Source organism: Pelotomaculum propionicicum (genome assembly GCF_048984525.1).
GTDB classification, from domain to species: Bacteria; Bacillota; Desulfotomaculia; order Desulfotomaculales; family Pelotomaculaceae; genus Syntrophopropionicum; species Syntrophopropionicum propionicicum_A.
The window spans coordinates 15538-35922 of the sequence record NZ_JBMGJC010000015.1 but is presented as its reverse complement, the minus strand read 5'-3'; the positions used below and the strand labels follow the sequence as shown (position 1 = coordinate 35922).

Sequence of the window (20385 nt, the reverse complement as noted above, 5' to 3'; positions counted from 1 at the left end):
CGAATACAATAACTTAATAACTTAGGTACCGGGTACCAATGTGTCCTTTACATATCGATTGCTGGAGCAGTGATTGTAACTGGCTTGCCGACGTTGAAATAATCGATATCGCCAGTTGCGTTAATGTCGAAATTAGTTTGAAGGTCCGGTATGGTACCGCTCATTTCTGCCTGGACCTGTTGTTTAACAATATGGTCCTGATCGTCAATGTAAATTATTATGAGGTAATCTATTGCCGATATGGATGGCAGGTTATTCATCGTGTTGAACTGACCGCTTGCTGAAAACAGATTGTTAATAACCGAGGTCAGCAGTTCTTCATCTGTTTTTAACGTATACTTCGTGGTTGACTTTCCGTTTATTGAAACATTGTTTTCCTGTTTTACTGCGCTTTCCTTGAGGATTTCTGTGAGCATGGCCTCTGAAAGCAACTCATAGTCCAGGGTGGCCTGGGACAAATCTATACTTGAAGTGGTCCAGGGAGTATCGCCTATCTTCATATAGATATTTCCGCCTTTTATGATCAGCTCCATCGCCATTGTGCCGCCCAGCTCCGGCATGGAAAGGTTTAATTTGATATGCCCGTCGTTATTATTTACTTCCCCGCTGCCTGAACCGGTGGCGTTTAAGGTCTGGCCCATCAGTGATATATTTTCTTTGATCGTGAATTTAAATTCAGCCTGCCGGGAACTCATGAATGCGTTATACAATTTTTTATAGTCTATGGATTTGGCGCCTGCGTCCCGGATGAGCACGGTGGAGCTGCCGCTGTCCCAGCCAACCGTGGCCCCGAGACTTTCCGAAATGAACCTTACCGGTACCAGGGTGCTGCCGTTCACGATTTTAGCGGGGACATCCAGCGGTATCACCTGGTCATTAACATAAGCGTTGGCATTGCCAATCTGCAGCTTCACTTGCGTGTCGCCCCTGGTGGCCAGGACTGTGCTTGTTTGCGCAATCCACTGCACGTCAGCGCCCAGATTTTCAAAGATACCGCGAACAGGTACCAGGGTCCTGCCGTTGTCGATGATGGGGTTGACATCAAAGTAAAGGACCTGATCATTGATTTTTACCTTAATATTGCTTTGATCTGCCGCAAAAGCGCCAAGGGGGAGAATCAGGAGCGCCAGGATAACGGCCAGGGGTAACAGAAATTTTCTCATGTTCTAAATCACCTCATTAAAAATTGTTACTCTGATTGAAACCATACTTGAGGAGTGCTGGATGTCCTCCTTCCATATTTTAATTAGTCAACGGATGACAAAAACCAGTAAATAAAGTATTTGCCAGCAATATTTTTAATCCTCCACATATCCATAATTTTTTAAAAATGTATACTTTGGTCCCCTGTGGGTGTATACTTTGGTGGTGTCAGGGGGGCGGGGTTGTTGACGCCCTCCGCTGCCACTGAATTAAGTGTTTTATTTTTCATACAAAGTAATTGTAATTTGCCGTGTTTAGTTATATAATACCTGCTAAATTTAAAGTGCAGTTGCTTTCATGGACAGAGGGGGTTTTTAGTTTTATGGCGAGAGTAAACGAGAATTATCTTAAACTGCCCGGAAGTTACCTCTTTTCGGAAATAGCCCGGAGAGTCAACCATTTCAAAAAGGATAACCCGGACGTGGATATTATCAGGCTGGGCATAGGTGATGTCACCCAACCCCTGCCGCCTGCCGTGATAGAGGCCATGAAAAAGGCCGTGGAGGAGATGGGCCGGCAGGAAACCTTCAGGGGTTACGGACCGGAGCAGGGGTACGAGTTCCTGAGCGAAAAAATAATAGAAAACGACTTCAGGCCGAGGGGAGTCGAACTGGCGGTTGACGAGGTGTTTATAAGCGACGGCGCTAAAAGCGACACTGCCAACTTCCAGGAGATTTTCGGCATCGATAACGTGCTGGCGGTAAGCGACCCGGTCTATCCGGTTTATGTCGACAGCAACGTCATGGCCGGGCGGACCGGCACGGTAAACGGCCAGGGGCAGTTTGAGAAAATAGTATACCTGCCCTGTACCGAGGAAAACGGCATGAAGCCGCCCCTCCCCGGCGCCAGGGTGGATATGATCTACCTCTGCTTCCCCAACAACCCCACCGGGATGACCATTTCCAGGGATGAACTGAAGGTCTGGGTGGATTACGCCAGGGAAAACAGGTCGGTCATACTGTTCGACGCCGCCTACGAGGCCTACATACGGGAAGATGGGGTGCCGCACAGCATCTTTGAAATCGAGGGCGCCCGCGAGGTGGCGGTGGAGTTCAGGAGCTTTTCCAAGACCGCAGGTTTTACCGGCACCAGGTGCGCTTACACCATAGTGCCCAAAGAGGTAAAGGCATATGACGGCAGCGGCCGGGCGCACAGCCTCAACCCCCTGTGGCTGAGAAGGCAGACCACCAAGTTTAACGGGGTTTCCTACCCCGTGCAGGCCGGCGCGGCCGCAGTCTTTACAGACGAGGGCAAAAAACAGGTCCGGGAAACCATCGACTACTACATGGAAAACGCCAGGATTATCAGGAAGGGACTGGAAGAAGCCGGCTACAAGGTATTCGGCGGAGTAAACGCCCCCTACATCTGGCTTAAGACCCCCGGCAATATGAAGTCCTGGGATTTCTTTGACAAGCTCATGCGGGAAGTTAACGTGGTCGGTACCCCCGGCGCCGGTTTCGGTAGCCACGGCGAGGGATATTTCAGGCTGACCGCTTTCGCCACCAGGGCTAACACGGAAAGGGCCATCGAACGGATCAGGACCGGGTTGTAGCCTGCATCTTTAAACATATTGACAGGATTAACATGATTTAAATCGTTTTACAGATTTTTTTATAGCTTGTTTATATATCTCATATCAAGCACGATTGGGAGTATAAACAAGTTTTTATTTTATAAATAAGCCATGTGAAAATTTTTTATGCTTTATCCTGTAAATCCCTTTTATCTAAAGTCTTGGGTATACCTAAGAAATAGCCCTGAGCACAATCAACTTTAAGTTTTAGCAAGGTCTCTAAAACATTTTCATTCTCCACATACTCCGCAATCGTCTTTTTTCCCAGAGTATGGGCTACGGTGTTCATAGCCTTTACCAGAGCGCGGTGGGATGGATCCTTGTCCAGGTTAACAATAAACGCACCGTCGATTTTTATATAATCAACCGGAAGCATTTGAAGGTATGAAAAAGATGAAAAACCTATCCCAAAGTCATCAAGTGCAAACCGGCACCCTATTTTTTTCAGCCTTTCGATCCAGCGACGGGCTAATGACATATCCTTCACAGCCGCTGTTTCTGTTATCTCGAAACCTATTCTCGAAGGTTCCATACCGCACTGCGTGATCATTTCTTCGATGTATCCCAGCAAGGATTCATCGCTCAAACTTAACCCCGATATGTTGACAAATAAACATAGACCTGGGTTTTGCCGCATGATATTCAATGATTCGCCGACCACCCAGCGGTCAATTTGAGGCATCAAACCGAATCGTTCGGCTACCGGTATAAAATCCCCTGGTGAAATCAATTTATCTTCTTCTCCCAGCAAACGCAGGAGAGCCTCGTGGTACAGAGTTTTTCCATTGTCCACCTGTACCACCGGCTGAAAGTGCAGCACGAATTTATCTTCCTTGATAGCCATATTAACCTGGGCGACCAATTGGTTGATTGCCGATAACCTGGTGGTTGTTTCCTCGTTTGGATCCAGCAAGACTATCCGGTTGCGGCCTTTTTCCTTGGCCGCATAGAGTGCGGTGTCCGCAAGAGTTAAAAGCTTCTGAGAATTCAGGGACCCGTCTATCATTACAATACCGATACAGATGCTCAGGTTAAAGCATCCGTAATTAGTGAAACAAAAATCGTTGTCCTCTACTTTTTTGCGAAGTTTTTCTGCTACGAGCCTGGCCTCATCAACGGTTGTCTCTTCCAACAGCACGCCGAACTCGTCTCCTCCCAGACGCGCCAGGGTATCGCTTTTGCGGATGTTTTCCTTGATAATCCTGGCTGCATTGATTAATAAATGGTCTCCAGCGATATGGCCCTTTGTATCGTTGACCAGCTTGAAATTATCAATATCTATAAAAAGGAGGGAACCATCCTTGCCGCACTTTGCTTTTGCCACGGTGTTCTTCAGGGATTCCTCGAAAGAAAACCTGTTGGGTATTCCGGTTAAATAGTCATGTGTGGCTAGATGTTTCAGCTGAGCTTCGGCCTGCTTGCGCTCGGCAATTTCCTGTTGAAGTTGTTCGTTAGCGGTTTTTAGTTCGGTTGTGCGTTCATCCACTATTTCCTCAAGGTGGTCCCGGTGTTCCCTTAATTCATCTTCCATCTGTTTGCGTCCGCTAATATCCACCAAGACACCGGTAAGTCCTACCAGTTGGTTTTCTATCAATAACGGGCGGCTGGAAGTACGGACGAAGTGAACTTCGCCGTTCTTATCAATTACGCGAAACTCGCTTGGCAATGCATCTCCGGCCAAAACACGTTCGAGTCTGCTTAGAACCAGGGTCAGGTCGTCGGGGTGTATGAAGAAATCGAAAGGCTTGCCTGTGACTTCGTCAGCCTTGTATAGGAACAGCTTCTCAATAGCAGTACTGACGTACGTAATGGTGCCCTGCGTATTTAAGGTGAAAATTACGTCGTTGATATTCTCCACCAGGTTGCGATATCTTTTTTCGGATTCCCGAAGCATCTTCTCAGCCTGTTCACGTTCAGCAATTTCTTGTTTAAGCTGCTCGTTGATAACTTTCAAACTTTCTTGAAATTCAATTTTTAAACTTTGTTTTTCTAGCTGTGTTAAGTACTCTCCCGCCTTTTTATGTTCTTTTTTGTAACTGTTAAGAACCAAGGAAAACAACAATGTGTTGGTCACAATAACAACTGTTAATCCACCTAAAATGTCAATAAATCTATATAAGTCCGCACTGAAGCCTCTGATTAAATCAGGATGGTTGTACTCGAAAATAATAAGCACAATAGTTACTATTATTAGGCAACATATAAAGATAACTCTCCTCGAACCTGAGAGCAAGATTGCTATTGCAGAAGATAATAATATTATGAAATATGGATAGCTGCCCTGGGTTCCTGCAACAACAAACCACATAATTGGATTAATAACAAATATAAATATGGGCAAGCCCAGGAACAGTGGTATAACGTATTGTTGTTTGACAATAGATAAATAATAAAGATATGCGAATACAATGCCGCTAAAAATTGCAATTGTTGTATTTAAACTAATGAAGTAATTAACAAAGCCGCTTAGAAAGCAAATAACAGAGCTAAATAACAAAGTTATATTAAGGATCCTGTGTTCCAATGGAAACCTTGATTCATCCCCGATTATCGCATTAATATTAAGAAACAAATCAGTAACCTTCTCTCAATAAAGAGTTTTATAATAATTTTGTTTATTATGTATTTTTCGACAATATTCAGCAAAACCCTTCCACGGAGGCATTATTACGGTTGCATGTAAATTAATGTAAAACATTTGGTGCCGGCAGTATAGAAATTATTCATGAGCTATTGTCGATATCATTTTAATTACGCATGGGCATTTCCACATCGCTTGTAAGACCTCCGATGCAGAAACCATAATCTAAAAACTGGCCATACCGGAAAGGCGGCTGGTGATCCTTTGAAAGCTAATTTACTGCGGGCATTGACTGCTGTGATAAAATAAATCAGGAAGACCTCAATACAGGAGGTGATCGGAAACCATGACTCCAGCTTTAGTCAATTGGCTGGCCTTTCTTGCGTTATTGCTGGGTATAATAGCATTTGTGCTGGAAGCTCTCGTTTTCACCGGTTTTGGGGTGGCCGGTATCGTTGGGCTCATCCTGGTGGGCTGGGGGGTGCTGCTGCTCGCGGTGGACGTCACCCAGGCAACGGCGGCCCTCGTCCTGGCTCTCATAGCGACTATCGTTATTTTTATTCTGGGGCTGCGTTTGATGTCCCGCTATAACATGTGGTACAAGTTAACTCTGCAAAACAAGCAGGATAGCAAAGAGGGGTATGTGGCCCCCGCGCCGGAACTGAGGCTTTTTGCCGGAAAGGAAGGTATTGCTGTAACCCCTCTCAGGCCCGCGGGTTCAGCGGATATAGAAGGAAGCCGCCTGGATGTGGTCACTGAAGGTGAATTTATCAGCACCGGCAAGCGGGTAAAGGTGATCAAGGTGGAGGGCACGCGGGTTGTGGTGAAGGAGATAGCTGCTTTTGAATAACCCGACTAATAAAAATTTAAAGGAGTGATGTAAGTGGGTGCTGGAGCCATTGCAACCCTATTAATGATTTTTTTGGTCCTGATCGGCGTTGTTGTAATTTTTAGCTTTATTCCTGTAGGTTTGTGGATTTCAGCCCTGGCAGCCGGGGTCAGGGTGGGCATAATTACCCTTATCGGCATGCGCTTGCGGAGGGTGCCGCCGGCCAGGATCGTCAACCCGCTGATTAAATCGATCAAGGCCGGTCTTAATATCAGTGTGAACGAGCTTGAGGCTCATTACCTGGCCGGAGGCAATGTGGACAGGGTGGTCAACGCTCTGATTGCCGCTGAGCGGGCGGCTATACCATTGCTTTTCGAGCGGGCGGCGGCTATAGACCTGGCCGGCAGAGAAGTATTTCAGGCCGTGCAGATGAGCGTGAATCCCAAGGTGATTGAGACCCCGTTGGTATCGGCGGTGGCCAAAGACGGTATCGAGGTCAAAGTTATCGCCAGGGTGACCGTAAGGGCCAATATCGACCGTCTGGTCGGCGGCGCAGGGGAAGAAACTATACTGGCCAGGGTTGGCGAGGGCGTGGTCACGACCGTGGGAAGCGCGGAAAGCCACAAGCACGTTCTGGAGAATCCCGACTTGATTTCCCGGACTGTTTTGAGCAAAGGCCTTGACGCCGGAACAGCCTTTGAGATCCTGTCAATCGATATCGCGGACGTAGACGTTGGGCGCAATATCGGGGCGCAGCTTCAAACCGACCAGGCTGAGGCAGACAAGCAAATCGCCCAGGCCAAGGCTGAGGAAAGAAGAGCTATGGCGGTGGCCAGGGAGCAGGAGATGAAAGCGTCCGTTCAGGAAATGCGCGCCAAGGTGGTTGAAGCGGAAGCCCAGGTACCACTGGCCATGGCCGATGCCCTGCGCGAGGGCAAGCTTGGAGTGATGGATTATTACAACCTGCAAAACATCCTGGCGGACACCCAGATGCGCGACTCGCTTTCGAAGATGGGCCAGGGCAAGGGAGAAAGCAGCCCGTTAATGCCTGACAATAAAAAGTAATACTAAGGTCGTGTTGCTGTGAAATATATATGGCTGATTATTATGGTGGTAATTATTCTAAGGAGCGTCGGGCGCCTGATGGAGCGTTCAGGATACCGGGGCAAGTTTGAGTTGCCCCGGAAGGAACTGCCCTACGACGAGGATGACCTGTTTCTGGAAAGTGCTCCCGCCGGCGAGCCGGGCGAAGGCGGGTCGGAGGCGGACCTGCCGGGATTTCCGGCCGGACGCGGCGGTGGCGGTGATTTAACTGCGGCGGGCGATGTTCCCAGAACTGTAGGAATGCTGAAAGAGCCGGCCGGGCAGAGCCCACCCGAGCGCGGCAGGGACGTTGGCTCCCGCCGGGAGCTTGACGGGCGCTGCGGCGCGGCGGAACTGTTTGAAGGTGGGATAAGCCAGCGGGAATTTATCAAGGGAATGGTCTGGTCTCAAATCCTGGGACCCCGCGGCGGGATACAGGCAAGCAAACGATTTAAGTATAGATAATAATTCGGGGAGATAACTTAGTAACCGGTACCTGGTACCGAGTTACTAAGTTATTTTTTTGATGTTACGACAGGCGGGACGCCGCTTCCGCCAGCATCCGCCGTATGGGCAGGTCATAAGGGCACTTTGCTTCACACTCGCCGCAGTCGTTGCACGCGTCCACTTTGGTTTTTAAGCCCTGGTAGCGGTCCCTGGCCCAGTCCTGCAAATTATACCTGGTATAATAGCCGTCCAGCAAAAATACCGTCGGGATGTCGATCCGCTCGCTGCAGGGCTTGCAGTATTCACAGCGCCTGCAGAATTCCCCGCCGAGGGTATTGACTTCCACGTCCAGTGTTTTCTTTTCGTCCGTGGTCAGTGCCAGCGGGCCGCTTCCCGCCCCGGCGTTTTCTCCCACCTGTTTCAGCGAGTCCATACCCGGTATCACAGTAGTCACTGTATGATCCAGGATGTACCGCAGGGCGAGGCTGCTGTTTCTTAAAGCGCCCCCGGCCAGGGGTTTCATCACAATGACGCCCGTCCCTTTTTCCGCGGCCCGTTCCAGCAGCGCCGGCACACCCATGGTTTCCACCGCGTTGAAAGGGAACTGTACCGTTTCAATTTCTTCCACTTGCAGCGTTTCCGCCAAAAAATCTTTGAGGTGCCCCGTGATGCCGATGTGCCCGACCAGCCCTTCTTTTTTTGCCTCTAACAGAGCGGCCAGCGCGCCGTCCGGGCTTAAAATTCTGTCCATCTCTTTTTTGCTCTTTACATTGTGCAGTTGGTACAGGTCGATGTATTCCAGGCCCATCGTTTCAAGGCTTTTATTGATGTCCGCGGCCATTGCCTCCCTGGTCCTGGCCATGGACTTTGTGGCGACCACGGCCTCGCCTCTCCTCAGTTTTATAACGGCGCCCAGTTTTTCTTCGCTGTCATTATATCCCCGGGCAGTGTCAAAAAAATTGATGCCCAGGTCCAGGGCCTTGTTTACAATGGCAGCGGCTTCACCGGCTGAAACCCGCTGGATAGGTATGCCGCCGAACCCGACCACGGAGACCTTCAACCCTGTTTTCCCCAGTGTCCTGTACCGCATATGTTCCTCCTGTATGAAAAAAGCTCCGATCCAGGTTATTTTACCAGTTTCGCAGCCAAAAGAGAAACACATGGAAGTATTTGCTGAAAAAATAATTATCAGATGAGATGTTATATTTTATTAAAACACGTCATCGCTTGATTCCTTCAGTTTGGTAAAAAACTAGCCGGGCTCTTTTTTGTTTAAACAATCCCCGCTGCCCTGATTTCCTCCATCAAGGCGCGAAACCGTCGGTATTCCGTCATTATTTTACTGTGAAAAGCTGTCCAAGTTTCCTCGTTTCCGGATAACCCGCATACTTCTCTTAAATCCTTCATCCACCTGGCTGCCCTGGCGTATGCCGAGCGGTTCTTGTTGCTGATATTATTTAACGCTAACTCACGGTAAACAGGAATCAGCTTTGCCGGCGCATCGCTTTTCATCGTCTTGAAAAGTTTGAGTATTACCGGCTCGTCCACCCGGAGCAAGACCTTGTGTTTGAGATATACGGACCAGGCTTTATCGATGTCAACCAGGTGGTTAAGATAAATACTGATTAAAAGTATAAATTCTCTGTTTTGCTCCAAATGTTCCAGCCATCTTTGGATTTTAGCTTCTTTATCAGCGTCATTTTCTATGAGAGCGACGCTTTGTTTAAACAGGTCAAAGTTGGGGTAGGACAGGAACCATTTTTCGTACCAGTCTTTCATTCCCTGGGCGTTGCCGGTTTTTTCATACAAACGGATAATCCGCTGGTAATCGTGGGGATTAATCTTGGAGCCAGTATTCAAAATGGTTTGCATTGCCACAATCGCCTCTGGCCAGCGTTCTAATCCTTCATAATATCGTATAAAACTATACGCTATGGAAGCCTCAGACTGGGATGAGCCTTCCAGAATGCCCGCAGTTTGTTTCGCCTCTTCTTCCAGCCCCAAGGATAAACACAATTCCACCCACCAGGATACTAGAATACTGCGATGCTTTTCATCATCAAGGCGGGCGCTCTGTAAGAAATCCCTGTCGAGCTTAATGATCCTTTCCTTTAGATGCCAGAGATACCTATTATCCGGGATGCAATTATTCAAAACTGAGGTCCAGACAGGTAAATCGTCCAGCTTTTTGCATTGAAGCATAACCCAATCTATGAGTTCCTTTAAGAATGTTTGAGCTTGCCGGTCATGAAGCTGGTAATCACGCACGCGTTCCAGCGCTTCCCAAAGGTAATCCTCAAATTCCGAACAGAAATCTACAAGATCGCTTTCGCCATATTCATCTTCGTAGTTGGCGCTCCAATCTTCGAGCTCAGTCACCGCGGCCAGCAGTCCCATAATGCCGGGTATGTAATGTTCTGCGGTAACCATTTTCAATAATTCCTGACCATAACGGTGCAAAATCTCTAAACCTTTGGTAAAGTCCCATACGGTTATATAATCATAGTCATCATCACAGTATCCATATCTGTCGAAGCTGTCTTCATCCGCAGTGTCAATTTTGGTAAACAGGGACTCACACTCTTTTAAAATGGATGGAAATCTTTTTTGATGGTAAGCGAGTGAGCTATACAGACCCAACTGGCGAACCTTATCAGAATGCAAATCTGCGTTCCGTTCACGCTCAGTGAGGATAAGACGAAGTGTTTCTTCTGTTGATGGCTCGATTTCCACCAACCTGGTTATGGTTTCTAGTAAGTAGTCTTTATCCATGTCTTTCAGGTGTTGTTGAAGATCGTTGCCTGGTTGACGGACTGGCTGTTGTTCAAGGGTTTCGGAAGTGCCTGCCTTATCGGATGCTCCCGCACGGGAAAACACGGCAGGTTCATTGCGAGCCGGCTGATCAGCGTATCCACGGGTAACGTAAAAAACAACTGCCGCCATATGTTTGCAGTAATCATCATAAGGGCAGCCGCACCGGCTTTTGCTGAAATCGGTCATATGAACCTGAACTTCATAATCCCCGTAATTGCCCAGGACGGTGGCATGAATCCATGGTTCCTTGATTCGCACATTTTCAACCAGCCCTTGTTCATAATATGCGAGCCCACGGTCTGCTATGTAATCACGGATATACTTGTTCATTTCGTTCAATAGCAGCTTGAAATCATGGTATTCTTTCATCATTCTTCATCCTCGTCTTCCTCTGGCCATTCCGGATCGATTCCCATGTTACGCAACCACTTTTTCTCCCGGCAGGACTCACACCGTTTTGGTTCCTGCCAGCCCCGCTTTGCAAAAAATTTTTGCTCCGAAGCTTCAAAAATGAATCTATTCCCACATTCCCGGCAGATCAAGCGGATCGCTTCATAAGATTTGACTTGAGATTTTCTCAAGTTTAGTTCCCTGCGCCAGGAGAGCAGGATGCTCTCTTCATTCCTGCTCCAAAGAATCTGCAATTGGGGGGAAAGAAACAGCGCCGGCTTAAAACGAAACCCCCGTACATTGTGCAAATGAGGAATTTTACCACAATCGGGTGCATCGCAATACCGCAGTCCCGGACATTCCCGTTTATGACATATTCGACCCAGGTACTCCCGGCCGGTATTGAACACAAATACCTCCCATGCGTGAGTGACGGAAGAAATTTGCCTGCAAAACCTGGCCAGTTGTGAAAGCTCGTGCAAACCATCTAAAACGACAGCCAAATCGATGTCCAGCGGATATGGATCGTCACTGGCCATGGAGCCGCACAGAACAACCTCCTGTACTGACGCTAAATTTTTTGCTTTATTGGTAAAGTTTTGGGCAGCCTGACAAAAACGGATTTTCTGTTGACGGCCTCTTATCGTATCATCCAAATTAATTTATCCCTCTCCTGTTTAATACATAGTGAGTGGAGTACTTTTCTTCCACAGAAGGGTTTCTGTACTTGGAAAAGCGCAACCTCTGCTTCGGTCCTTTACCCCATGACATATAAGCGGTTAAAGATGGTTTCAGTTCCGCAGACCGGGCAAATTCCCGAAGGGCCAGCAAAATCGTATTCATCTTGCTTAAATTGCCTTTGGCTACACGCTCTAGATACGGGATGCGCCGGAAACGCCAGTCTTCCACTTGTTGCGGCGTTAACCGTTCCATTCTTACCAGAAGGTCTACCGGGCTGACGTACCCTTTTTCCGCTATTAGCTCACCCGCCCGTACCCATACTTTTTTGCGAAGATCATACCGGTTCACACTATTCCCCACCATATTAAACTGATTAATGTATATATTTCTTTTACAATAAAAAATAACCCTTCACTAATGAAAGGTTATTTGTCGGTTACTTTACTTTTTTTCTATAGACTTCGCAGGGATAAAGGTCAACGTGTGACGCTACTTTTTCGTACAATAATATTGAATGGCATCATTATAATACGAGGCCAGGCCGGGGGCAAACTTATCGTAATACGCGGCAAACCTTTCGTCGGTAACATACATCTGTCCCATACATCTGAAAGCTTCCGGCGGACAATCATAAAAATTATCGCTGATGAATTTCCTTGACCTGTCGACTACTTCCTGTACCCGCGGGTCGTCATGAGGCACTTTTGCGTTGTACAGTTCGCAAAGGTCTTTGAGGTTCTGCATTTGCACCTCGTTTATCCGTTCCCAGTCTTCTTTGGTGTACTTTGCGGTTTTTGCCATCGACTCTTTATACGCGTCAGTATTTCCCCAGCGCTCTTTTACTTCGTCCTCGTACTGCTTTTGCTCCTCCAGCATCTGATCATAGTCAAAGCCTTTGAACATATCCTTTTTATTCATTTTATTACCTCCTTCTAAATTGCTTAATGTTTCTCTGGCAAGCTGAGATAATTTGAGGTACCTGGCCGCTCTCTTTTCCAGGTAATCAGACTGCATTTTCAAAGCATCCCGCCTGTCAAACAGGGGATTATCCAGTATTTCACGGATCCTGGCCAGGGGGAAATCAAGTTCCTTGAAAAAGAGGACCTGCTGAAGCTTATCCACATCTTCCTGAGAATAAATTCTGTAACCCGCTTCCGTCCGTGTATGCGGGGTTAACAGCCCGATTTTGTCGTAGTAACGCAAAGTCCTAAGCGTTACGCCTGCCAGTTTTGCGACCTGGTTAACCGTATAACCCACGGGCTCGCCTCCCTTCATAGTCCATCATAAACCATTACCCAAGGTCAAGGTCAAGCAGCGGTTTGTTGTTTTTTATTCCCAGGGTAAGAAGCAGGGGGACAGTATTAATATAGACATATTGATTAAAATTTTACAGGTGTACTATAATAATTTTATCCAGCCAGAAATATTTTCTGAGAATATTTGATAAGCATGTCAGACCATAGTCTTTGCCGGACGTTTAATTAATTTTCAGGTATATAGCCGAACGGTCAGATTGGAGGTTAATACATGAAGACAATCGGGTTGATAGGCGGGATGAGCTGGGAGTCGTCAGCCTTATATTACCGGATTATCAATGAAGAAGTTAAGGCCAGGCTGGGCGAACTGCATTCCGCAGAATGCATCCTTTACAGTGTAGACTTTGAGGAAATAGAGAATTTTCAAAGGAACAGCGAGTGGGAAAAGGCGGGAAACGTTCTGGTTCAGGCAGCCCGTGGCCTTGAAGCGGCCGGAGCGGACTTTATCCTGCTCTGCACCAACACAATGCACAAAACCGCCGGACAGATCGAGGCAAACATTGGCATCCCGTTACTGCACATTGCGGATATTACTGCGGCTGAGGTGTTGGCAAGGGGGATTAAAACCGCGGGGCTCCTGGGGACAAGGTACACTATGGAGCAGGAGTTTTATAAATCCCGCCTGGAGAGAAGAGGGATCAGGGTCCTGGTTCCCGGCAGTGAAGACAGGGAATTTGTCAACAGGGTAATTTACCGGGAGCTGTGCCTTGGACGCATCAAGCAGGATTCCAGGGACCGCTATAAAAATATAATTCAGAGTTTAACAAAAGCCGGGGCGGAGGGAATTATCCTGGGTTGTACCGAAATCGGTCTGCTGGTAAGGCAAGAGGATTCAGCTGTTCCGCTCTTTGATACCACGGTAATCCATGCCAAAGGGGCTGTTGAACGTGCCCTTGAGTGATTTTGGGCGTTTCTTGGCCAGTCGTCGCCTCACGGTGCAATACCGTTTGCTTTACTCAAGGATCTCCACAAAGCCCCGGGTGCCGTCCACTCGTATCAACTGCCCGTCCCGGATTTTACGGGTCGCGTTGTCCAGCCCCACCACCGCCGGAATGCCGTATTCCCTCGCCACCACCGCGCCGTGGGTCATCAGGCCGCCGACTTCCGTCACCAGGCCGGCCGCCAGCGGGAACAGCGGCGTCCAGGCCGGGTCGGTGTAAGGCGCTACCAGTATATCTCCTTTTTCCATTTTAGCCTCTGCCAGTTTTAGTATCACCCGGGCCCGGCCCTCAGCCTTTCCTGCCGAAACCGGGCTCCCGCTCAGCGTGCCCGGCGGCACGTGGGCCCCTGGTTTGGCTGTGATGATTTCTCCCTCGCTGGTTATAGCCCGGGGAGGGGCAAGTTTCTCATCGCGCTGGAATTTTTCTTTACGCCGGTTGATTAAATCGCGGTCCAGCCGCCGTGTTTCTAACACTTCTTTAATTTCCTGCAGCGACAGCCAGAAAACATCTTCCGGCTGTTCAAGGACTCCGGCCGCGGCCAGGCCGTCGCCCTCCTGCAAAATAGCCTGCTTGATCAGATCGAAATTCTGCACAATGAAATACTTGGGATGTTCCCTGATCCCGATCAGAGAGCGGTGGACCTTAATCAGCCGCCGCATGATCCTGCCCTTGATGAAGCCCAAAGGTTTTTTTCTCAGTCGTTCCAGCAGCCTTTCGACAGCAAGATCAGCTTCCTTTTTACCCGCCAGAAAATCAAGGCGGTGCTGCCCGGGCCTGACACCTCTAATATGGCCCATTATAGCGGGGACCAGCTGGGTCGGGACCTCGCGCCAACGCGGGCGGGTCACGTCTATTTCCCCCGTCCCCCGCATCCCGTAACGTTCGAAGAATCCCAGAAAAACCGGCAGGACCTCTTCTCCGCCGGGAACAGCCTTTAAATTCTCAAAAAAGCTTTCATCAGACGCATGCTCCAGGTATTCGATCACTGCCGGATGGCTTCTCACCGCGTCGGCTACATCCCCCAGCGCCAGCCCCATTTCAGTTGTCACATTACCCGGCGGGGATTTGCTGATGCCGCCCATCTCGGCCGTGTCGCCGAGCCACCGGCGGGACAGGTTTTCAATGAGCTTGTACGTGATAAGCGCGGTCGGCAAATATTGGGCTACTTTGGCAACAGCCATCGACAGTATCGTGTTCAGCATTTCCTGTATCCGTGTGATCCTGGCCGAGCCGGATACTTCCAGCAGCAGTTTCCTGTTTTCATCGACTTTTTCGGCGATAAACCGGTTCATCATATCAATAGCCTGGTCATTTTCCCGGTGCAGGATATTTTTTAGGATGGCGAGCACCGTGGGGAAGGCCTTTCTTACCAAAGTGAATTTGATTCTTTTACCGGGCCGCGCCGCTGCCTGAAACTCTTCTCTTTCTATGAATTCCCGCACCGCCCGGCTGAACATTTCATCGACGTTGAGCAGTAATTCGGGCAGCCGCTTCTTTAAAAACGGATATTCAAGCAGCCGGGTGATCACGTCTGAATACAGCCTGCTGCCGGCTTCCACCAGGAGGTCGCTCTCTCCCGGCGGCGAACTTTTGCCCAGGGGAATAAAAGTCCGCAGAACCGATATCCCCAGGGGCTTGATGGCCTCGGTCATCATTTGCACGTGGCCGAATGACAGGAAAAGGCGGACTTGATTATCTTCAGCCGGCGGAACGGGGTAGAGCGTGGTAATAGGCCGGCTCTGCAAAACATATATTTCACCGTCAGACAGGCACCACTCGATATCCTGCGGGCTGCCGAAATGTCCTTCGATGCTTCGTCCCATCAAGGCCAGCTTGACCGCCTGTTCTTCAGACAAAGACGGGGCTGTTTGCATTTCTTCCGCCAGTTCCACGTTGTCCGTGCCGCCCTCGGGCCTGGCATAGATGGCGATTTCTTTTCTGGCGATCTTCTTTTTGATCAATTTCTCCGCTTTGACCTGGTATAAATCGGCTGAGACGATGCCCGAGACCAGCGCTTCCCCCAGGCCGAAGCTCGCGTCAATGGACACGACCCTCCGGTTGCCGGTTACCGGGTCGGCCGTAAACATGATCCCCGACACTTCGGGAAAGACCATTTGCTGTACGACAACAGACAAAAAAACGTCCCGGTGGTCAAATCCGTTCCGGGCTCGGTATGCAATAGCCCGGTCGGTAAACAGAGAAGCCCAGCATTTTTGTACGGCCTTCAGCAATTGATCGGGGCCTTTCACATTCAAATAGGTCTCCTGCTGGCCGGCAAAGGAAGCCGTGGGCAGGTCCTCCGCCGTGGCGCTGGACCGGACGGCAAACTCCCGGTTTTCCCCGTACTTCTGCCACCCTTCGATAACTGCCGATTTAACCGTTTCGGGGACGGCAACTGACATCAGGTGGTCCCGGATCCGCTGCCCCAGCCTGCCGATTTCGTCCAGTTGATCCGGCTGCAGCCGGTCCAGCGAATCCAGCAGCCCGTCCATCTCAGTGCTGGCCGCGATAAACTCCTTATAAGCGCGTGTGCTAATGCAAAATCCCCGGGGAACTGGAAATCCTGCTCTGCTCATTTCACCCAGGTTGGCGCCTTTGCCTCCCACATCAGGCAAACGGGTGTTGTCTATCTGATCAAAGTAAAATACGTATGGGTTCATATGACCCACCCCTTTGGAGAATATGATATGTTACATTTCATATGTTTTCTTAATAGGCGAACTATATTCTTTGGAATTCTCTAACGCACCGTTAATTTTTTAACCGTCCAATTCCCGCGCTTCATTTTACTTTTTATGGTATAATTTTACTATATCTACAGTGAGTAAGAGTCTCATATAATATCAGGCTCAATTAACAGGAAGCAGTTGCTTTTTCCCGTAAAAAACCGGTGACTTTAAACAACTAATCTATATAAGGGAGTTTTTTATTTGTTACCAAGACAAATTAACCTAATTTTTGTAATTTTAGGTTCTTTGTGGTTACTGTGGGTGTTTTTCACCAGATATAGTTCTGCGTGGACAACATCTGATTGGGTATATATCGGTTTTATTGGTTTTATTGTTATTGTCTCGGCATATGGTTTAATAAAAGAAAAAAAGGGCTAAAAGAGGAAGCAATTAAGGGGGGTAAGGGAAAAATGAAAAAGGTAATAATCATCGGTGCGGGTATAGGCGGTCTGATTGCCGGCAACCTCCTGGCAAAGAAAGGACATAAAGTAACCATATTTGAGTCCCACAGCATGCCTGGCGGATATACTGCCGGGTTTTACAGGAAGGGTTATTATTTTGAGAGCGGCACCCTTACCTTTGAAGCTTCATCATCTGTATTCAAGGCAATGAAGGACATCGGAGTATTGGAAAAGATAGACTTTGTAAAAATGAGAGTGCGGTTCGTTTCAGAGCATTACGACGGAACTCCGGATAATTACGATGATTATAAAAAAATGATTTACTCAGGTTTTCCGTCCGACAAAGAAAAGCTGGACAAGGCTTTTTCAGAGCTGGACAAAATACTCGCCGCAATGAAGTACGTGGATGAACCCATGCCCTTTTTATACAGTGGTTTGGCAATGTTAAAATCAATGCTTCCCTATATCCTGAGCGCCCCCAGGCAAATGAAAATATCAAAGCAGTATGGCGACATGACGTCATCGGAGTTTGCCGCCAGGTTTTTCGAGAAAGACTCAAAGCTGTTCCATCTGTTCAGCGAAATCAGTTATCCGGATATGCCGGCCATGGTCGTAGGAGCCGCATTGGTAACGATGTTTACCGACCTTTGGACTGTGAAAAGCGGTATGCAGTCCTGGGCTGACGTCCTCGCGGAAAATTTCAGGAAACTGGGCGGGGATTTGAAGCTGTTATCCTATGTCGATAAAATAATCACCAAAAACGGGGCCGCGGTTGGAGTCTCCTGCAATAATACCGTTTATAAGGCGGATTATGTTATTTCTGCCGGGGATTATAAGAAAACGTTCCAGAAGCTTTTAGACGACAAGAGCCTTATTCCTAAAACGCTCCAGGATAATATCAACAGTGCTGCTGTTTCTGAGGGGTTCTTCACTGTATATCTGGGGTTGGATATGTCCAACGAAGAAATTGGCAAATATATGAAGGTCCCTCATGTGTTTCCTCTTGGCTATAAACCCGGTTACGACATTTACAATTCCGGAGACGGAGAGTTTTTCAGCAAGACATCTGTCTCACTTTATTCGCCGTCAATGCTTAATCCCAAACTTGCTCCCGCGGGGAAATCCTCGTTGATGCTGCAGACCATGGTGCCTTACCGCTGGATGAACAACTGGGGCGGCGGAGACAAGGGGGTATATGGACAATTAAAGGAAAAAGCGATGGAAGCCATGATAGACAGCGCGTCCAGGATGATTCCCGGCTTGCGGGGATATATTGAATACAAAGACGCCGCCACGCCGCTGACTTATGAAAGGTACACCCATAACACGGATGGAGCTACCTCCGCATGGAGTTGGAACCCCAGGAAGAAGTTTTATAAAAGCCCAATGAGCGTGAATGTGGAAACACCGGTGAAAAACCTTTATATCGGCTCCTGCTGGGCGATGCAGATCGGCGGTGTGCCCGGCGCCCTGGCAGCGGCTTACCAGTGTGCCGGTAATATAAAGTGAACCGTATTCATTAATAAAGTTAGGAGCAAGAGTATCTCAAACTCTTGCTCCTTTTGTATTTATGCTTATAAGTTAAACCCACCTGCGTCCAAACAGGTGGGTTTTATATGGTAAAAGCACAATTAAAACAACAGATCTTTTACAGCCTTTCGCCGCATTCCGGGCAAAACTTTGCTTTCGTCGTGATCTTAGAGCCGCAACCGGGGCAATTACTTGCAGTCTTGAGTTTTGCGCCGCATTCCGGGCAGAATTTTGCATTATTGGCCAGTGGCGCTTCGCACTCGGGGCAAGAAGCCCGCACGGTCTCTCTCCAATTGCTTTCGCTTAATTTTTTATCTTCTTCCGACATTTTGGCATGTGCCCAGACTTCTTCAACAGAACGGCTTGCTTGCGCCGCGGACATCTCCACACCTAAATCCGGAGCGCATTCCTTGCAGAGCCCCCGCTTGGTGTTCCAGCAGCTTTTTCGGCAGACCCAGGAAGAGCAGCGCGGGCATTGAATGAAGTCCGGCTTTAATTCATTAACGGCCTCCTCAAAAGCCCCATCGTGCGCTTTCTCCCAAGCCGCCGAATGAACACGATCGCTGAGGTTAGAGGCCCTACCCAGTATGCCGCCAAAAAGACTACCGGCCGCATCAATAGCACTGGATATAGTACCGGTAACCGAGGCCTTAAAGCGGGTGCGGTACCCGGTTCCACACCTGTCACAACAAAACTCGAATTGGAAACCCTTGTCGGTACTTAAATCATTATAGTTTCTGACAAACTCAATCTTATTGGACATAGAAAATCCCCCCGAGAAATATTATCCGTTTTATATAAATTCTACAAAATCTGTAGTATCCCCTCTCTATAATTTAGAAATCTGTGAAAGGAAGGCATAAAATTATTTTAAAATGAGTCAATGAACAATATTCTTGTGTAAAAAATTTCCGTGTGATTGTCAGGGATTTTAATGTAAACTTTAAATAGTACATAAAGCACAACTATTCATATAGTTGCAAGGAGAAATGAATATATGGACAAGCAAGACTTAATAAAAGCTGCAGAGTACTTTGTTGAAAATTCAGAAGAAAATTATATAACCAGGGAAATAGCCATTTCGGAAAACGTTGTTGAATTGAAAATTTACGAGGCGCCAATCTTTGCCTTTGGCGCTGCAGATGATGAGTGCTTTGCATTATTGAAACAGCAGTCAGTAATCGGGGAACATTTCCTGCTTCCAAAAGAATGGCTGCCACAAGCGAAAACTGTTATATCCTTTTTCCTGCCGTTTACCGAAGCGGTCAAAAAAGGGAATAAAAGGGATATGGCATGGCCTTCCGAAGAATGGCTTCATGGACGTATTGAAGGGCAGGTTTTTATAAACAAGTTATGTGCTCATCTGAATTCTGAATTATTGAAGGCGGGATATAAAAGTCTTGTGCCTGCACTGGACGAAAGGTTCTGGTGCAATACCGAATCATCTTATACAAGCAACTGGTCGGAAAGACATGTTGCATTTGTATGTGGACTTGGGACATTCAGTCTTTCCAAAGGGTTAATAACACAAAAAGGAATGGCCGGGAGAATTGGCAGTTTAATCACGGAATTATATTTAACACCTGACAGGAGAGAGTACGAAGACTTAAATGAGTACTGCTCAATGTGCGGCAAATGTGTAAAAAATTGTCCAGTCGGGGCAATATCATTGGAAAACGGAAAAGATCACAGTATATGCTCTAAATTTATAGATAAAACAGCTGTTATGTACAAGCCAAGGTACGGTTGTGGAAAATGTCAGGTCAGTGTGCCCTGTGAATCAAAGATACCAAAGAAAACAAAATAAGCGGAACATATCGCAGGGTCGATCATCCGCCAGATTTGTAATAAATATAATATTCTTGTT

At 47.9% G+C, this 20385-nt stretch carries 16 protein-coding genes; 7 read left to right on the top strand and 9 right to left on the bottom strand.

Translation table 11 applies throughout. The features are described from left to right. Positions 1-47 precede the first annotated feature (47 nt). Entirely contained in the window at positions 48-1163 is a 1116-nt protein-coding gene (locus ACOBQJ_RS14935; protein WP_421072567.1) for a copper amine oxidase N-terminal domain-containing protein, read from the bottom strand. Between the two features lie 362 nt (positions 1164-1525). On the opposite strand from ACOBQJ_RS14935, the gene ACOBQJ_RS14930 reads away from it, so the two are divergent. Continuing rightward, positions 1526-2755, top strand: coding sequence for an LL-diaminopimelate aminotransferase (locus tag ACOBQJ_RS14930; protein ID WP_421072566.1), 1230 nt, complete (start codon positions 1526-1528; stop codon positions 2753-2755). A gap of 145 nt (positions 2756-2900) precedes the next feature. Here the strand turns inward: ACOBQJ_RS14930 and ACOBQJ_RS14925 are convergent, their stop codons facing one another. After that, entirely contained in the window at positions 2901-4730 is a 1830-nt protein-coding gene (locus ACOBQJ_RS14925) for an EAL and GGDEF domain-containing protein (protein WP_421072565.1), read from the bottom strand. Positions 4731-5703: 973 nt separating this feature from the next. Between ACOBQJ_RS14925 and ACOBQJ_RS14920 the strand changes: the two genes are divergently transcribed. From ACOBQJ_RS14920 to ACOBQJ_RS14910, 3 genes are read left to right on the top strand one after another with little or no spacing between them, the layout of a single operon-like run. Then, positions 5704-6207 carry an NfeD family protein gene (locus tag ACOBQJ_RS14920; RefSeq protein ID WP_421072564.1) on the top strand — a complete coding sequence of 168 codons (504 nt, stop codon included), beginning with the start codon at positions 5704-5706 and terminating at the stop codon, positions 6205-6207. Between the two features lie 48 nt (positions 6208-6255). Next, on the top strand, positions 6256-7251 hold the full coding sequence (gene floA, locus ACOBQJ_RS14915; protein WP_421072627.1) for a flotillin-like protein FloA: 996 nt from the start codon (positions 6256-6258) through the stop codon (positions 7249-7251). Between the two features lie 18 nt (positions 7252-7269). Then, complete coding sequence (locus tag ACOBQJ_RS14910) at positions 7270-7734, top strand: hypothetical protein (protein WP_421072563.1); 465 nt, start codon at positions 7270-7272, stop codon at positions 7732-7734. 64 nt (positions 7735-7798) lie between these two features. On the opposite strand, the gene ACOBQJ_RS14905 is transcribed toward ACOBQJ_RS14910, so the two are convergent. The 5 genes from ACOBQJ_RS14905 to ACOBQJ_RS14885 form a co-directional block, all read right to left on the bottom strand. Further along, positions 7799-8806 (bottom strand): aldo/keto reductase, encoded by a 1008-nt coding sequence (locus tag ACOBQJ_RS14905; RefSeq protein WP_421072562.1) that lies wholly within the window; start codon positions 8804-8806, stop codon positions 7799-7801. Positions 8807-8988: 182 nt separating this feature from the next. Continuing rightward, on the bottom strand, positions 8989-10902 hold the full coding sequence (locus ACOBQJ_RS14900) for an SWIM zinc finger family protein (RefSeq protein ID WP_421072561.1): 1914 nt from the start codon (positions 10900-10902) through the stop codon (positions 8989-8991). Then, on the bottom strand, positions 10899-11576 hold the full coding sequence (locus ACOBQJ_RS14895; protein ID WP_421072560.1) for a zinc-ribbon domain containing protein: 678 nt from the start codon (positions 11574-11576) through the stop codon (positions 10899-10901). Before ACOBQJ_RS14895 ends, ACOBQJ_RS14900 begins: the two co-directional genes overlap by 4 nt. A 1-nt stretch (position 11577) precedes the next feature. Then, complete coding sequence (locus ACOBQJ_RS14890; protein WP_421072559.1) at positions 11578-11949, bottom strand: hypothetical protein; 372 nt, start codon at positions 11947-11949, stop codon at positions 11578-11580. Between the two features lie 141 nt (positions 11950-12090). Continuing rightward, positions 12091-12858: a MerR family transcriptional regulator gene (locus tag ACOBQJ_RS14885; RefSeq protein WP_421072558.1), complete on the bottom strand. Its 768-nt coding sequence runs from the start codon at positions 12856-12858 to the stop codon at positions 12091-12093. A gap of 270 nt (positions 12859-13128) precedes the next feature. On the opposite strand from ACOBQJ_RS14885, the gene ACOBQJ_RS14880 reads away from it, so the two are divergent. Further along, positions 13129-13818, top strand: coding sequence for an aspartate/glutamate racemase family protein (locus ACOBQJ_RS14880; protein ID WP_421072557.1), 690 nt, complete (start codon positions 13129-13131; stop codon positions 13816-13818). A 51-nt stretch (positions 13819-13869) separates the two neighbouring features. On the opposite strand, the gene ACOBQJ_RS14875 is transcribed toward ACOBQJ_RS14880, so the two are convergent. Next, entirely contained in the window at positions 13870-16518 is a 2649-nt protein-coding gene (locus ACOBQJ_RS14875; RefSeq protein ID WP_421072556.1) for a phosphoenolpyruvate synthase, read from the bottom strand. A 479-nt stretch (positions 16519-16997) separates the two neighbouring features. Between ACOBQJ_RS14875 and ACOBQJ_RS14870 the strand changes: the two genes are divergently transcribed. After that, on the top strand, positions 16998-18497 hold the full coding sequence (locus tag ACOBQJ_RS14870) for a phytoene desaturase family protein (protein WP_421072555.1): 1500 nt from the start codon (positions 16998-17000) through the stop codon (positions 18495-18497). A 139-nt stretch (positions 18498-18636) separates the two neighbouring features. Here the strand turns inward: ACOBQJ_RS14870 and ACOBQJ_RS14865 are convergent, their stop codons facing one another. Continuing rightward, the gene (locus ACOBQJ_RS14865) at positions 18637-19281 is read right to left on the bottom strand and encodes a zinc ribbon domain-containing protein (RefSeq protein ID WP_421072554.1); all 645 of its coding nucleotides are present in this window, start codon (positions 19279-19281) and stop codon (positions 18637-18639) included. A gap of 234 nt (positions 19282-19515) precedes the next feature. Here ACOBQJ_RS14865 and ACOBQJ_RS14860 point away from each other — a divergent pair, with 234 nt between their 5' ends. Continuing rightward, positions 19516-20325, top strand: coding sequence for a 4Fe-4S binding protein (locus tag ACOBQJ_RS14860; RefSeq protein WP_421072553.1), 810 nt, complete (start codon positions 19516-19518; stop codon positions 20323-20325). Positions 20326-20385 lie beyond the last annotated feature (60 nt).